Origin of the sequence: Streptomyces sp. NRRL B-24484, from assembly GCF_000717715.1 — a bacterium.
Lineage (GTDB): Bacteria > Actinomycetota > Actinomycetes > Streptomycetales > Streptomycetaceae > Kitasatospora.
On sequence record NZ_JOAI01000002.1, the window covers coordinates 111,917 to 126,553 of the forward strand.

10 protein-coding genes are annotated in these 14,637 nt (G+C 76.3%); 4 read left to right on the plus strand and 6 right to left on the minus strand.

Going from position 1 to position 14,637, the window contains the following annotated elements; all coding sequences use genetic code 11:
• Positions 1-73: 73 nt before the first annotated feature.
• From IE98_RS0102545 to IE98_RS0102555, 3 genes are all read right to left on the minus strand, one after another.
• Positions 74-1,258: a VWA domain-containing protein gene (locus IE98_RS0102545; protein WP_030263293.1), complete on the minus strand. Its 1,185-nt coding sequence runs from the start codon at positions 1,256-1,258 to the stop codon at positions 74-76.
• Positions 1,259-1,467: 209 nt separating this feature from the next.
• Positions 1,468-3,816 carry a DUF5682 family protein gene (locus IE98_RS0102550; RefSeq protein WP_030263295.1) on the minus strand — a complete coding sequence of 783 codons (2,349 nt, stop codon included), beginning with the start codon at positions 3,814-3,816 and terminating at the stop codon, positions 1,468-1,470.
• A gap of 56 nt (positions 3,817-3,872) precedes the next feature.
• On the minus strand, positions 3,873-4,979 hold the full coding sequence (locus tag IE98_RS0102555; RefSeq protein WP_030263297.1) for an ATP-binding protein: 1,107 nt from the start codon (positions 4,977-4,979) through the stop codon (positions 3,873-3,875).
• Positions 4,980-5,259: 280 nt separating this feature from the next.
• Here IE98_RS0102555 and IE98_RS0102560 point away from each other — a divergent pair, with 280 nt between their 5' ends.
• A complete protein-coding gene (locus IE98_RS0102560; protein WP_030263300.1) occupies positions 5,260-6,579 on the plus strand; it encodes an SWIM zinc finger family protein in 1,320 nt (439 codons plus the stop codon).
• 61 nt (positions 6,580-6,640) lie between these two features.
• Positions 6,641-8,245, plus strand: coding sequence for a DUF5691 domain-containing protein (locus IE98_RS0102565; RefSeq protein WP_030263303.1), 1,605 nt, complete (start codon positions 6,641-6,643; stop codon positions 8,243-8,245).
• A 70-nt stretch (positions 8,246-8,315) separates the two neighbouring features.
• On the opposite strand, the gene IE98_RS0102570 is transcribed toward IE98_RS0102565, so the two are convergent.
• Positions 8,316-8,723 (minus strand): cobalamin B12-binding domain-containing protein, encoded by a 408-nt coding sequence (locus IE98_RS0102570; protein WP_030263306.1) that lies wholly within the window; start codon positions 8,721-8,723, stop codon positions 8,316-8,318.
• Positions 8,724-8,966: 243 nt separating this feature from the next.
• On the opposite strand from IE98_RS0102570, the gene IE98_RS0102575 reads away from it, so the two are divergent.
• Both IE98_RS0102575 and IE98_RS0102585 read left to right on the plus strand, forming a co-directional pair.
• Positions 8,967-9,755, plus strand: coding sequence for an esterase/lipase family protein (locus tag IE98_RS0102575; protein WP_043173294.1), 789 nt, complete (start codon positions 8,967-8,969; stop codon positions 9,753-9,755).
• Positions 9,756-9,842: 87 nt separating this feature from the next.
• A complete protein-coding gene (locus IE98_RS0102585) occupies positions 9,843-10,637 on the plus strand; it encodes a M23 family metallopeptidase (protein WP_052390044.1) in 795 nt (264 codons plus the stop codon).
• Positions 10,638-10,680: 43 nt separating this feature from the next.
• Here the strand turns inward: IE98_RS0102585 and pcrA are convergent, their stop codons facing one another.
• Positions 10,681-13,269 carry a DNA helicase PcrA gene (pcrA, locus tag IE98_RS0102590; RefSeq protein ID WP_030263314.1) on the minus strand — a complete coding sequence of 863 codons (2,589 nt, stop codon included), beginning with the start codon at positions 13,267-13,269 and terminating at the stop codon, positions 10,681-10,683.
• Positions 13,270-13,374: 105 nt separating this feature from the next.
• Positions 13,375-14,553: a glycosyltransferase family 39 protein gene (locus IE98_RS0102595; protein WP_030263317.1), complete on the minus strand. Its 1,179-nt coding sequence runs from the start codon at positions 14,551-14,553 to the stop codon at positions 13,375-13,377.
• Positions 14,554-14,637 lie beyond the last annotated feature (84 nt).

A 14,637-nucleotide genomic window follows, 5' to 3' on the forward strand; every position in this document is an offset into this window, starting at 1 on the left:
GGAGGCCGGTCTCTCATCGACAATGCCGATGCCGTGAGATGCGGACATGCCGCACCCGAACGGGTGAGGCGGCTCAGCCGTTGTCCGGGACCGGCAGCGGGCGCTTCTCGATCGCCGCGGCCATGATCTCCGGGAAGACGTCCGGCGTGCAGGCGAAGGCCGGGGCGCCGAGCTCCGCCAGGGCCGCGGCGTGCGCCCGGTCGTAGGCGGGGGCGCCCTCGTCGGAGAGCGCGAGCAGGGCGATGAACTGCACCCCGGCCGCCTTCATCGCGGCGACCCGCTTGAGCATCTCGTTGCGGATGCCGCCCTCGTACAGGTCGCTGATCAGCACCACGATCGTCTCGGACGGCCGGGTGATCCTCGACTGGCAGTAGGCGAGGGCGCGGTTGATGTCGGTGCCGCCGCCGAGCCGGGTGGCGAACAGGACGTCGACCGGGTCGTTCAGCTGCTCGGTCAGGTCGACCACCGAGGTGTCGAAGACGACCAGCCGGGTGTCCAGGCTGCGCATCGAGGCCAGCACCGCGCCGAACACCGCCGAGTGCACCACCGAGGCCGCCATCGAGCCGGACTGGTCGATGCAGAGCACGACGTCCTTCTTCACCGCGCGCTGCGCCCGGGCGTAGCCGATCAGCCGCTCCGGGACGACGGTGCCCCTGCCATCCGGGCCGGCCCCGGGGAGGTAGTTCTTGAGGTTGGCGCGGATGGTGCGGTCCCAGTCGATGTCCCGGTGCCGGGGGCGGTTCACCCGGGCGGAGCGGTCGAGCGCGCCGCCGAGGGTCGCCCGGGTGCGGTCGGCGAGGCGGCGCTCCAGGTCGGCCACCACCTTGCCGACCACGGCGCGGGCCGTCTCCCGGGTGGTCTCCGGCAGGGCGTTCTTGAGCGAGAGCAGGGTGCCGACCAGGTGGACGTCCGGCTCGACCGCCTCCAGCATCTCCGGCTCCAGCAGCAGCCGGTCCAGGCCCAGCCGGGAGATCGCGTCCTGCTGCATCAGCTGGACGACCGTGGTCGGGAAGTACTCGCGGATGTCGCCGAGCCAGCGGGCCACCTGCGGCGCCGAACCGCCGAGGCCGGCGCTGCGGGCCGCGCCGCGGCCGCCCTCGGCGTCCGCCCCGCGGTAGAGCGCGGCGAGCGCGCCGTCCATCGCGGCGTCCCGCCCGGACGGGCGGTGGCCGGTGCCGTCGGCCTCGCCGCCGAGCACCAGCCGCCAGCGGCGCAGCCGCTCGGCGGCCTGGTCCGACGGAGCGTGGGTGACGGTCATGCGGTGCTCCTCTGGGTACGGGTACGGGTACGGGTACGGGTACGGACGGCCGGGCCGGGGCGGGGCGGCCGGCCGGGCCGCCGAGGGCGGTGCGGTGACGCCGTCTCACCAGCCATGCAACCAGTCGGGACTGACATCCCGGCGGCCGTCGCACCGGGCCCGCGGCCGGTCACGGCGTCGGGTGCCGGGCCGGTCGGCCGGTGCGGCGGTCAGGTGTTGCGGCCGGTGGGCTGGTGCGGGATCCGGGGCAGCAGCGGGGCCGCCGCGGGCTCGGGCAGTCCGAGCAGGAGGGCGAGGACGGGCAGGACCGCGTCCGCGCGCTGCTCGTCGAGCTCCTCGGGCGGGGCGGCCGCCGCGACCGCGCCGGTGCCGAGCGGGCCGGCGGCGGCGCGCTCGCCGATGGTGCGGCGCACGCCCGCCTCCAGGCCGGAGAAGGTGCGGCGCAGCACCGGCAGCAGGTCGATCAGGGTGTCGCCGGGGACGCCGGTGAGCCAGTCGTCGAGGAGCCCGAGCAGGGCGGTGTCGTGCAGCAGCAGGGCGCCGCCGCCGGCCAGGAAGCCCTCGATCCAGCCGGCCGCGTCGGCGGGGGCACCGGCCGGGGAGAGCACCAGGCCCATCCGGCGGCCGGCCTCCGCGGAGTCGAGCCGGCCCTCGTCGAGGAGCAGCCGGACGGCGCGGCCGCGCAGCAACCCGGGGACGCCGGTGGCGGGCCCGGCGGAGGGCTCGCGGGCGGCGAGCGAGTGGAGGGCGGCGGCCCACCGCTCGGCGGGGTGGTCGCCCGGGCCGTCACCGGGGGCGGGCGGCAGCAGGCCGACGGCGGTGTGCACGGCGTCGAGGTGGGCGCGCATCGCGGCGGCACCGTCCGCGTCGATACCGGTGCAGGCGGGCGGCAGGCCGACGCCGATCCGCTCGGCGAGGCCGCGGGCGACGCCGTCGAGGGCCGTGGCGTCCGTGCCGCGGACGTCGCCGTAGCGCAGGGCGCGGACGAGGGCGGGCAGCGCGGCGGCGAGGTGGGCCACGTCGGTGTCCAGGGCGGCCCGGTCGGCGAGCGCCCGCATGACGGCGGGCAGGGCGCCGGTGAGGCCGCCGAGCAGGCACTGTTCGACGAGGGCGGTGAGGTCGGCGAGGTCGGTGGCGTCGGCGGCCTGCCGGGCCGCCCTGCCGCAGGCGGCGTCCTCGACGGTGGTGCCCCAGTGCGCGGCCTCGACGACGCGGACGGCGTACTCGGGCTCCCAGTGCAGCCGCCAGGTCTCCCGGAAGGTGCCGGTGGAGGTGACGGCGGAGCGGGCGGGCAGGCCCCAGTCGATGCCGAGCAGCCGCAGCCGGTGCAGCAGGCGGGAGCGGTGGGCGTCGAGGTCCTTGCGCAGGTCGAGGACGAGTTCGCGTTCGGCGGCCTCCGGCTTGAGGCGCAGGCTGCGCTGCAGGCGGGCGAGGTCGCGCTGGAGCGGGACGGCGGGGGCGCCGTCCGGGACCTCGCCGAGGGCGTCGCCGACCACCAGCCGGTCGTGGACGAGGGCGAGGGTGACGTCAGAGCCGTCGCACATCACCGAGCGGACGGCGTCGAGGGTCTCGCCGAGGCCGGCGAGCGGGCGCCCGCGGAGCACGGCGAGCGTCTCGGCGAGCCGGACGGCCTCGATGACGTGCGCGGAGGAGACCGGGTGGTCCTCGGCGCGGAGCAGGTCGGCGATGCCGGCGATCCAGCGGGTGACCGGCCGGTCGGGGCTGGTGAAGAGGTGGTGGTACCAGCCGGGCGAGTCGATGCCGGCGCCGTAGCCGGTGTGCTGGGCGAGCCGGCGGTGCGTCCAGGGCACCCAGGTGATCTCCGTCCTGACCTTGGGCAGGCCGGAGAGCAGCGCGCGGTCGTGGGCGACGGTGGGCATGGTCTGCAGGGCGGGGACGTGCCAGGCGCCGCAGACCACCGCGATCCGCTCGTGGCCGGCCCGGCGGGCGGCGCGGATCCGCTGGCGCATGTACGCCTCGCGGAGGTCGTCGCGGCGGGCGCGCGGCCCGGCCGGGGCGGTCCCGCGCAGTGCGGTCATGGCCTCGGCGACCGCGGCGAAGGGGGCGAGGGCGTCGCCGTCGGGTGCGCGGTGCTCGACGACGTCCTCCCACCAGCGCTCGGGGTCGTCGTGGCCGGCGGCCTCGGCGAGGGCGGCGATCGGGTCGCCGATGCCGTCCTCCGCCTCCGCCGCCTCGCCGGACGTGCCCCCCGGCACGCCCGACGGGGCTTCGGCGAGCGCGAAGGTGTGCGCCGCGGGCAGGTCGACGAAGCGGACCGGCACGTCGTGGTCGGCGGCGTACCGCAGCGCCACCCACTCGGGGGAGAACACCGCGAACGGCCAGAAGGCGGCCCGGGCCGGGTCGTCGACGACGTGGGCGAGCAGGGCGACCGGCGGCCGCATCTCCTCGTCCGCGGCGAGCGCCGCGATCGCGTCGGCCTCCGGCGGGCCCTCGATCAGCACCGCGTCGGGCTTCAGCTGCTCCAGCGCGGCGGCCACCGCGCGGGCGGAGCCGGGCCCGTGGTGGCGGACGCCGAGCAGGGTGACCTCTGCGCTCATGGTCGTGGACCTCGCTCTCGGACGGTTCTCTCGGTGGGCTGGCGTCGGCGGCCGGGTCAGTGCGCGTGCTCGCGGGCGGCGCGGTAGAAGTCCTTCCAGCCGTCCCGCTCGCGGAGCACGCCCTCGACGTACTCGTGCCAGACCGTGCGGTCGGCGACGGGGTCGCGGACGACGGCGCCGACGATGCCGGCGGTGACGTCGCCGGCGCGGAGCATGCCGTCGCCGAAGTGGGCGGCGAGGGCGAGTCCGTTGGTGAGCACCGAGATCGCCTCGGCGGTGGAGAGGGTGCCGCTGGGCGTCTTGACCTTGGTGCGGCCGTCGGCGGTGACGCCGGAGCGCAGCTCGCGGAAGACGGTGACGACGCGGCGGATCTCCTCGGCACCGGTGGGCAGCTCGGGCAGGTCGAGGGAGCGGCCGAGCTGGTTGACCCGGCGGCCGACGATGTCGACCTCCTCGTCGAGGGTGGCGGGCAGCGGCAGCACGACGGTGTTGAACCGGCGGCGCAGCGCGGAGGAGAGCTCGTTGACGCCGCGGTCGCGGTCGTTGGCGGTGGCGATCAGGTTGAAGCCGCGGACGGCCTGGGTCTCGTCGCCGAGCTCCGGGACGGGCAGCGTCTTCTCGGAGAGGACGGTGATCAGGCCGTCCTGGACGTCGGCCGGGATGCGGGTGAGCTCCTCGACACGGACGATCTTGCCGTCGGCCATCGCGCGCATCACCGGGGAGGGCACCAGGGCCTGCCGGCTGGGGCCCTCGGTGAGCAGCCGGGCGTAGTTCCAGCCGTAGCGGACGGCCTCCTCGGGGGTGCCGGCGGTGCCCTGGACGAGCAGGGTCGAGTCGCCGCTGACGGCGGCGGCGAGGTGCTCGGAGACCCAGGTCTTGGCGGTGCCGGGCACGCCGAGCAGCAGCAGGGCGCGGTCGGTGGCCAGCGTGGTGACGGCGACCTCGACCACCCGGCGCGGGCCGATGTACTTGGGGGTGACCACGGTGCCGTCGGGCAGCGTGCCGCCGAGCAGGTAGGTGGCGACGGCCCAGGGCGAGAGCCGCCAGCGGGCCGGGCGGGGGCGGTCGTCGGCGGCGGCGAGCGCGGCGAGTTCGGCGGCGAAGGCGTCCTCGGCGTGGAGGCGGAGGACTTCACTCGTACGGGTGGTCGTCTCGGTGGTCATCGACATCTCCTGGGTACGGCCGCCGGGCATGGCTGTGGCAGGGGTGCGGGCGGTGCGGAGCGGTTACGGAGCGGTTGCGGAGCAGGTGCAGGGCGGGTGCGGGACGGCTGCGGACGGGCCGTCAGGACGCGGTGCGGCAGGGCCGGGGCGGGCCCCTCGCACGCCCTTCCGGCTTGCTGGAACCACCATGCACGAGCCCACTGACAAGCCGGGACGCCGCGATGACCGGCCGTCAGTTCGACCGGCTCGACTGTCAGTGGCCCGTCCTAGCGTCGTCGGCATGGAGGAACGCTGGAGCAACGAACACGTCCTGTCGCTCGCGCCGGACCAGGCGTCGCTGAAGGCGGCCGGCAAGCTGTCCGCGCCCGCGCCCTGGTCGGACGCGGGCTGGGGCGACGGCGCGGTGTGGGGCTCGTGCAAGGGCAGCGGGAAGACCCCGTACTTCCCCTGCGTCGACCTCTCCGGGCCGGCGTACACGTGCACCTGCCCCAGCCGGAAGTTCCCGTGCAAGCACGTGCTCGGCCTGCTGCTGCTGTGGAGCGCCGGCTCCCCCGCGGTCGCGGAGGCGGCGGCGCAGCCCGAGTGGGTCGCCGAGTGGCTGGGCAAGCGCCGGGACGCCGCCGGGCAGAAGGCCGTCCGGCAGCAGGAGCGCAGGGAGGCCGCCAAGGACGACCCGGCGGCCCTCCGGCGGGCCGGGCAGCGCGCCGCCCGGGTCGCCGCCGGCGCGCAGGAGCTCCGGCTGCGGCTCGCCGACGGCGTCCGCCGCGGTCTCGCCGACCGCACCGCCCCCGGCGGCTGGGAGGAGGTCGCGGCCCGGATGGTCGACGCGCAGGCGCCCGGCCTGGCCGCCCGCGCCCGCGAGCTCGCGCACACCCCGCCGGACGCCCTGCTGGAGGAGTACGCCCTGCTGCACCTGCTGGCGGGCGCCTACGGCCGGGTCGACGACCTCCCGGCGCCGCTCGCCGCGACCGTCCGCACCCGGGTCGGTTTCAGCACCGGCGCGGACGAGGTGCTGGCCGGCCCGACGGTCCGCGACCGCTGGCACGTCCTCGGCAGCCGCGACACCGCCGACGACCGGCTGACCACGCGCCGGATCTGGCTGCGCGGCGCCAAGACCGGCCGCCCGGCCCTGCTGCTCTCCTTCGGCAGCCCCGGCCGGGCCCCCGAGACCGCCCTGCCGACCGGGCGGGTGCTGGAGGCCGAGCTGGCCTTCCACCCCGGCGCCCGCCCGCTGCGGGCCGTGCTCGGCACCCGCTACGGCGAGCCCGAGGCCGCCCCGGCCGGGCCGCCCGCCGGGGTCTCCCCCGCCGAGGCGGTCGCCGGTTACGGCGAGGCCGTCGCCGACGACCCGTGGCTGGACGCCTGGCCCGCCGTGCTGGCCGAGGTGGTGCCCGTCCTCGGCCCCGACGGCTGGCAGCTGACGGACGGCCGCAGCGCCGTCCCGCTCAAGCGCGGCGCCACGCCCGAGCAGGCGCTGTGGCGGCTCGCCGCCCTCTCGGCGGGCCACCCGGTCACGCTGTTCGGCGAGTACGGGCACGCCGGGTACGCCCCGGTCACCGCCTGGTCCGCGGACGGCCGCGCGATCGGCCTCGACCGGTGACCGCGCCCCGGGCCGGCGCCGACCGCCACCCCCACCAGAACCGTCCGACGGGAGGCCGACCGTGACGGCACCGACCACCGCCACCCGCGACAGCTGGTCCGAGCTGCGGACCACCGCGCTGCTCGGCACCGACCGCCGGCCGCTGCCCGGCCCGGGCGGCACGGCCGCGTCCGCCGCCGTGGCCGGTGCCGTCGACCGCACCGACCCGGCGACGGCCCTGCTCGACCTGGCCGCGCTCGCCACCGTGCGGCGCCGCGCCGGCGCCCGCCCGCTGCCCGCCCCGGCGCTGCCGGCCCCGGCCGAGGAGGACCTTCGGCCGGAGCTGCCGGAGCCCGCCGCCCGCCGGCTGGGCTTCCTGCTCGGCGGCCGCGGCCCGGACACCAGCCTCGCCAACCTGACCGAGCTGCTTCCCCAGTGGCTGGCCACCGCCCGGGCGCACGGCTACCGGCTGCCGCCGGCGCACCTGCCCGCCCTGCTGGACACCGCCCGCGCCCGCAGCGAGCTGCGCCCCGACGTGGTGGCGCTGGCCGGCCCGCTCGGCCGCTGGCTGGCCGACCGGAACCCGGACTGGCGCTTCGTCGGCCGCACCGCGGGCGCACCCTGCACGACGGGTGCCGCCGACGCCCGGCTCGATCCGGCGGCCGGTGAGCAGATCTGGCAGGAGGGCCTGTTCGCCGAGCGGGTCACCCACCTCACCCGGCTGCGCCGCCGCGAACCCGCGGCCGGCCTCGCCCTGCTGCGCTCCACCTGGGGCACCGAGCGGGCCGAGGACCGCCTGCTGTTCCTCGACGCCCTGCAGGACGGGCTGTCCACCGCGGACGAGGAGTTCCTGGAGGCCGCCCTCGGCGATCGCAGCAAGAACGTCCGCACCACCGCCGCCGAGCTGCTCTCCACCCTGCCCGGCTCGGCCCTCGCCGCCCGGATGGCCGAGCGCGCCCGCGCCTGCGTGCACCCGCTCGACGGCCTGCTCGCCGTCACCCCGCCCGCCGAGTGCGACGCCGCGATGCAGCGCGACGGCGTCCCGCTCAAGTCGCCCACCGGCCGCGGACAGCGCTCCTGGTGGCTGGGCGAGATCGTGGCCGCCGCCCCGCTCGCGCTGTGGACGGAGGCCACCGGCCTGACGCCCCGGCAGCTGCTGCAGCTGCCGGCGAGGGAGGGCGGCGAGGCGGACGGCACCGACTGGTCGGCGGACCTGCGGGAGGCGTGGGCGCGCGCCGCCGTCCGGCAGCACGACGAGGCGTGGGCCCGTGCGCTGCTCGGTCCGGCACCCCGGCCGGGCGCGGCCGAGCGGGCGGCGGGTGCCCCGGCGAAGCTGCTGGCCGTCCTGCCGCCGGTGGAGCGGGCCGCCTGGACGGCCGCGTTCGTCCGGGTCCACGGCCTCGGCGACGCCTTCCAGCTGCTCGGCGCCTGCGCCACCCCGTGGACGCCGCCGCTCTCCACCGCGGTCGTCGCCGCGCTGGAGCGCGCGGCGGGCTCGGGCGCCTACCCGTGGAGCCACAGCGGGGTGCTCGGCATGACGGAGCGGGCGCTCGCCCCGGAGGCCGCCCCCGCGGTGGAGGCGCTCGCCGCCGACGCCGCGCCCGACACGGCCTGGTCCGACACCTTCACCCGGCTCGCCGAGACGCTCCGGCTGCGGGCGGCCATGTTCGCCGAGCTCGCCCCCTGATCCGCCGCGCCCGGCCCGCCGGCTCCGTGCCGTGCGGGCGCGCGACGGGCGCGGGGCGCCGTGCGGGCGGTCAGCCGGCGGGGCGGAGGTTGTCCCGGACCCAGTCGACCACCGTCCCGGTCGGGGTGCCGGGGGTGAAGACGTCCGCGACACCGAGCTCCTTGAGCCGGGCGATGTCCCCGTCGGGGACGATCCCGCCGCAGAAGACCGTGATGTCCTCGGCCCCGCGTTCCCGCAGCAGTTCCAGCACGCGGGCGCAGAGCGTCAGGTGGGCGCCGGAGAGGATGGACAGCCCGATGCCGTCGGCGTCCTCCTGGATCGCGGTGTCGACGATCTGCTCCGGCGTCTGGTGCAGGCCGGTGTAGACGACCTCCATGCCGGCGTCGCGCAGCGCGCGTGCGATCACCTTCGCGCCCCGGTCGTGGCCGTCCAGCCCCGGCTTGGCGACCACCACGCGGATCGGCCCCGACACACCCATCACTGCCTCCTGGACTCGCCGTCCGCGGCCTGGCGGTCCCGCCCGGACGCGGGCGCGGTGCGAACGGCCTCCGACGGGCCTCGGGGGCAGCGTAACGCGGTGTGCACCCGCGGGCGGTTTTCGGTTGCGGGCGGGCGGGGAAAATCACAGGGCTGCCCGTCAGCCACCCCTGGTACCAGCTCTTCCGTCTCCCCTGCGTCGGCCGCCGCAGGGGCCCCGCGCCGTCCTGCCGGGGAGAGCCGCATGACGATCCCGTTCCAGCGGACGGCCGCCACCGTCCGCGGCGCGGGCGCGGAAGCCGCCGCGCTCGCGCACCACCTGGTCCGCTACCCCACCGGAATCCCGCCGGAGCGACGGCCCCGCCCGTGCCCCGACCGCCCGGTGCCGCCCACCGCGCCGCCCCGGCACGACCCCGTGCTGCTGCTGCACGGATTCGTCGACAACCGGGCCGTGTTCGGCCCGCTCCGCCGTGAGCTGCACCGGCACGGCTGGACGCACCTGCACGCCCTCAACCACTCGCCGCTGACCCGCGACGTGCGGGCCGCCGCGGTGCTGCTCGCCCGGCACGTCGAGTGGGCGGTGCAGGCGCACGGCGGCCGTCCGGTCGCCCTGGTCGGCCACAGCCTGGGCGGCCTGATCGCCCGCTACTACGTGCAGCGCCTCGGCGGGCACGAACTCGTACCCGAGGTGGTCACCCTGGCCACCCCGCACGAGGGGACGACGGCTGCGCTGCTGCCGAACCCCTTCCCGATCACCCGTCAGCTGCGCCCCGGCAGCGACCTGCTGGCCGAACTGCGGCTGCCCGCCCCACGCTGCACCAGCCGCTTCACGACCGTCCGCGCCGAGCTGGACGAGGTGGTGCTGCCCCGCCGGGGAGCCCGGCTGGACCACCCCGACCTGGCCGTCACCGACGTGGCCGTGCCGGGCACGGGCCACGTCGGGCTGCCGGCCCACCCGCGGGCGGTCGCCGCCGTCCGGACCGCCCTGGAGACCTGGGCCGCAGGGCCCCTGACGGAGCGCCACGCGTGCTGAGATGCGCACTTCCTCCCGGATCGTGATCAAGGTCTACAGTCTCGACTGTTTTCTCCCGGTCACTCCCGATTCCGAGGAGGCGGAGCGATGACGGTCAGACGCTCCCCCGTCCGCATCCCGATCCGTATCCCGATCCACCGGCCGCTGCCCGGCCCGGCCGGCGGCGCCGAGCGGGCCCGCGGCCAGCACCGCGGTCCGCGGCCGAGCACCACCCGGCGGGCGGTGCTCACCGTCGCCCTGCCGTCCGCGGCCACCCTCGGGGTCTTCGGGGTCGCGGCCGCGACCGTGCACGCCGACCGCACCCGGCCGCCCGGCCCGGCGCCGTCCGGTCCCTCGTTCCCCTCGCGCAGCCCCGCCGGGGAGCGGCCCGGCCCCGACCGGGCCGACCGCGAACTGGCCCGAGCGGCGCTCGCCGCCCGCAGCCGCCCCCGACCGCAGCAGCCGCCGCAGCCGGGCGGCCCCGAGGACCAGGACACCGCGCCGCGGCCGCCGTACGTGCTGCCGGTCGAGCGGGCTGGGCTGAGCGCGGGCTTCGGCCAGGCCGGTCCGCACTGGGCGGCCCGGCACACCGGCATCGACTTCCCGGTGCCGGCCGGCACGCCCGTCCGCGCCGCGACCGACGGCACGGTCACCACCGGCTGGAGCGCCGCCTACGGGTACCTGGCGGTCGTCACCGCGGCGGACGGCACCGAGACCTGGTACGGCCACCTGCGCGGCTACCGGCTGCCCGGCGGGCCCATCCGGGCCGGCGAGGTGATCGGCTGGGCGGGGTCGACCGGGAACGCCACCGGGCCGCACCTCCACTTCGAGGTGCGGCCCGGTGGCCGGGCGCCGGTCGACCCGGTGCCGTGGCTGCTCGCCCACGGGGTCGACCCGCGCTGAGCGCCCGGGGCGAGGTCCCGGGGCGCTCGGCGCGGGCCGGCCGTCAGAGCTTCTCGACCGGTGCGTAGCGCAGCAGCAGCTGCTTGCGGCCGGTGCTGCCGAAGTCGATCGTCGCCTGCGCCTTGTCGCCGACGCCCTGGGTGGCGACGACGGTCCCGAGGCCGAAGGAGTCGTGGCTGACCCGGTCGCCGACGGCCAGCGCGACCACCTCGCGCTCGGTCACCTTCCGTGCGGACTTCGCCCAGCCCGGCTGCGGCGCCGTCGTCGTCGAGCGGGCCGAACCGCCGGACGAGCCGGACGAGCCGTACGAGCGGGACCCTCCGGAGGACGAGGGCGAGAAGCCGCGGGCCGCGGGCACGGCCGCCGCACCGGTGCGCTTCCAGTCGACGAGGGTGTCCGGGATCTCCTCCAGGAAGCGGGAGGCCGGGTTGTACGCGGGCTGGCCCCAGGCGCTGCGGAGCACCGAGCGGGTCAGGTAGAGCCTCCGGCGGGCGCGGGTCAGGCCGACGTAGGCCAGCCGGCGCTCCTCCTCCAGCTCCTTGACCTGGTTGAGGGCCCGCATGTGCGGGAAGATCCCGTCCTCCATGCCGGTGAGGAAGACCACCGGGAACTCCAGGCCCTTGGCGGTGTGCAGGGTCATCATCGTGATGACGCCCTGGCCCTCCTCGTCGTCCGGGATCTGGTCGGAGTCGGCGACCAGCGCGACGCGCTCCAGGAAGTCGGCGAGCGAGCCGACCGGCGGGGTGCCCTCGGCGTCCTCGCCCTCCGGGCGCTCGCCCGGGTCCTGCTCGTACTCCAGGGCGACGGAGGCCAGCTCCTGGAGGTTCTCGATCCGGGTCTCGTCCTGCGGGTCGGTGGAGGCCTGCAGTTCGGCGAGGTAGCCGGACTCCTCCAGCACCGCCTCCAGCACGGCGGCGGGGCCGGCGCCGGACTCCACGACCTGGCGCAGGCCCGCCATCATCGCGTTGAACTTCTTCACCGCGTTGGCCGAGCGCGCGGCCATCCCGTACGCCTCGTCGACCCGCTGCAGCGCCTGGGCGAAGCTGATCCGCTCGCGGGCGGCGAGCGCGTCGACCATCGCCTCGGCACGCTCGCCGATGCCGCGCTTGGGCACGTTGAGGATCCGGCGCAGCGGGACGGTGTCCTCGGGGTTGGAGAGGACGCGCAGGTAGGCCAGGATGTCCCGGACCTCCTTGCGCTCGTAGAAGCGGACGCCGCCGACGACCTTGTACGGCAGGCCGACCCGGATGAAGACCTCTTCGAAGACGCGGGACTGCGCGTTGGTGCGGTAGAAGATCGCGACGTCGCCGGGGCGGGCCTCGTCCCTGTCGGTGAGGCGGTCGATCTCGTCGGCGATGAACTGGGCCTCGCCGTGCTCGTCGTCGGCGACGTAGCCGACCACCCGCTCGCCCTGGTCGCCGGCCGTCCACAGGTTCTTCTTGCGGCGGTTGGTGTTGCGCTCGATGACGGCGTTGGCGGCGGTGAGGATGGTCTGCGTGGAGCGGTAGTTCTGCTCCAGCAGGATCGTCGTGGCGTTCGGGTAGTCCTCCTCGAACTGGAGGATGTTGCGGATCGTCGCGCCGCGGAAGGCGTAGATCGACTGGTCGGCGTCGCCGACCACGCAGAGCTCGGCCGGGGAGATCTGGGCGAGCCGGGCCGCGGTCGGGTTGACGAAGTCGCCGTCCGCGGTGAGCTTGGGCGCGTCGGAGAGGGCGCCGCCGGAGAGCTCGCGCACCAGCGTGTACTGGGCGTGGTTGGTGTCCTGGTACTCGTCGACCAGGATGTGCCGGAAGCGCCGGCGGTAGTGCTCGGCGACGTCGGGGAAGGCCTGCAGCAGGTTGACCGTGGTCATGATGATGTCGTCGAAGTCCAGCGCGTTGGCCTCGCGCAGGCGCCGCTGGTAGAGGGTGTACGCCTCGGCCAGCTTCTTCTCCATCGGGTTGGCGGCCCGGTCGGCGTAGGTCTCCTCGTCGATCAGCTCGTTCTTGAGGTTGCTGACCTTGGCGGTGAAGGACTTCGGCGGGAACTGCTTCGGGTCGAGGTCGAGGTCCCGGCAGACCAGGGACATCAGCCGCTGCGAGTCGGCCGAGTCGTAGATCGAGAACGACGAGGTGAAGCCGAGCAGCTTCGACTCGCGGCGCAGGATGCGCACGCAGGCGCTGTGGAAGGTGGAGACCCACATGGCCCGGGCGCGCGGGCCGACCAGTTCCTCGACGCGCTCGCGCATCTCGCCGGCGGCCTTGTTGGTGAAGGTGATCGCCAGGATCTCGCCGGGCTGCACGCCGCGGGCGCCGAGCAGGTGCGCGATCCGGTGGGTGAGCACCCGGGTCTTGCCGGAGCCGGCGCCGGCGACGATCAGCAGCGGCGAGCCGTGGTGCAGGACGGCCTCGCGCTGCGGGTCGTTCATGCCGGCGAGCAGCTGCTCGGGGTCGATCACCGGGCGGGCGTGGCCGTTGCGGTAGTACGCGTCGCGCTCGTCCTGGGCGGCGGGGTCGGTCTCGAACAGGCCGTCGGGGATGGCCTCCTCGTACGGGGGCTCCTCGTCCAGCGGCGGCTCGTCGTGGGCGGGGCTCGACCCGAACGAGGGGTTCTCGAAACCGGGGAGCGGGAGGTCGTCAAAGAGGCTAGTCATGGCATTCCGAGTGTATGACCCGCCGCCGACACTCCGGCCCGGGTCGCCGGAACCGCAGCTCCCCGGGGCCCGAGGCACCTTCCGCGTGCCCGGCGAAGGCGACGCCTAGGGCGCGTCCGGGTAGACGAAGACCACGTAGCCGCCGTACGCCGCCGAGAGCAGGGCCGCGGAGGCCAGCAACAGGACCAGCGAGCTGCGGCTGCGCACCCGGACCAGGCCGTTGGCCACCGGCAGCAGCAGTCCGAAGGCGGGCAGCAGGAAGCGGGCCCGCGAGTTGAAGTACGCGGCGTCGCCGAGCGCGAGGACGAGCATCGCGGCGCTGAACAGGACGAGCACCAGCGGCTGCCGCTGGAGCACCGAGACCACGAGCAGCACGACCGATCCGGCGAGCACGGCGGCCACCACGACCTGGGTCAGCCAGACCTGGTCTGCCTGGGTGAGCAGGTCGCGCAGGGACTGGTAGGTGCTGCGTCCGAAGTCGAAGTGGGACTGCCAGGCGTCCTGCACCCGGAAGTAGCCGTCCCACCGGCCCTTCACCACGCCCACCCAGGCGAGGAAGCCGAGGAAGCCGAGCGGCGCGATCACCATGCCGAGCGCCGTGTGCCAGCCCCCGCGCCGGCGGACGAGCTCCCACAGCGCCGCCGTGCAGACCGCGCCCGCCAGGGCGATGCCGGTCGGGCGGGTCAGCCCGGCGGCCAGGCACAGCACACCGGCCCACACCCAGCGCCGGGTGAGGGCGGCGTAGCAGGTCCAGGCGGCGAAGGCGGTGAACAGCTGCTCCGAGTACGCGGCGCTCTCCACCACCGCGTACGGGGTGACGCCCCACAGCACGGCCGCGACCACGCCGACCCGGTGGCCGTAGAGGTGCGCGCCGACGGCGAAGATCCCCCATGCCGCGGCCAGCGAGGCCGTCCACGCGACCAGCAGGGCCGCGGTGTGGACGGGCACCGGCAGCACGGTGTGCACCGCCCCGATCAGGGCGGGGTAGGCCGGGAAGAACGCGTACGGCTCGTAGAGCCCGTGCGGGCCGGGCACCGGCGCGGTGCCGGCGTAGCCGTGCACCGCGATCCCCTGGTACCAGAACGCGTCCCACAGAGTGCCGAGCCGGGTCAGCCCCGGGGTGCCGCGGCGGGAGCCCCAGACCACGAGGAGCAGGACGCCGAGGACCCGGACGGCGGTGAAGGCGAGCAGGGCGGGGGCGGCCTCCCGCAGCGCGCCCACCAGCCGCGGGCCCCGGGCGGTTCGCCCGGGCCGGGCGGTTCGGACGGCTGGTTCGGCAGACACGGGCACCCCACGCTTCGAAGTGGCACCGGCACCGGTGCGCAGCGCGGTCACCGCGTGCCCGGCCCACGACGGGTATCGAGACAC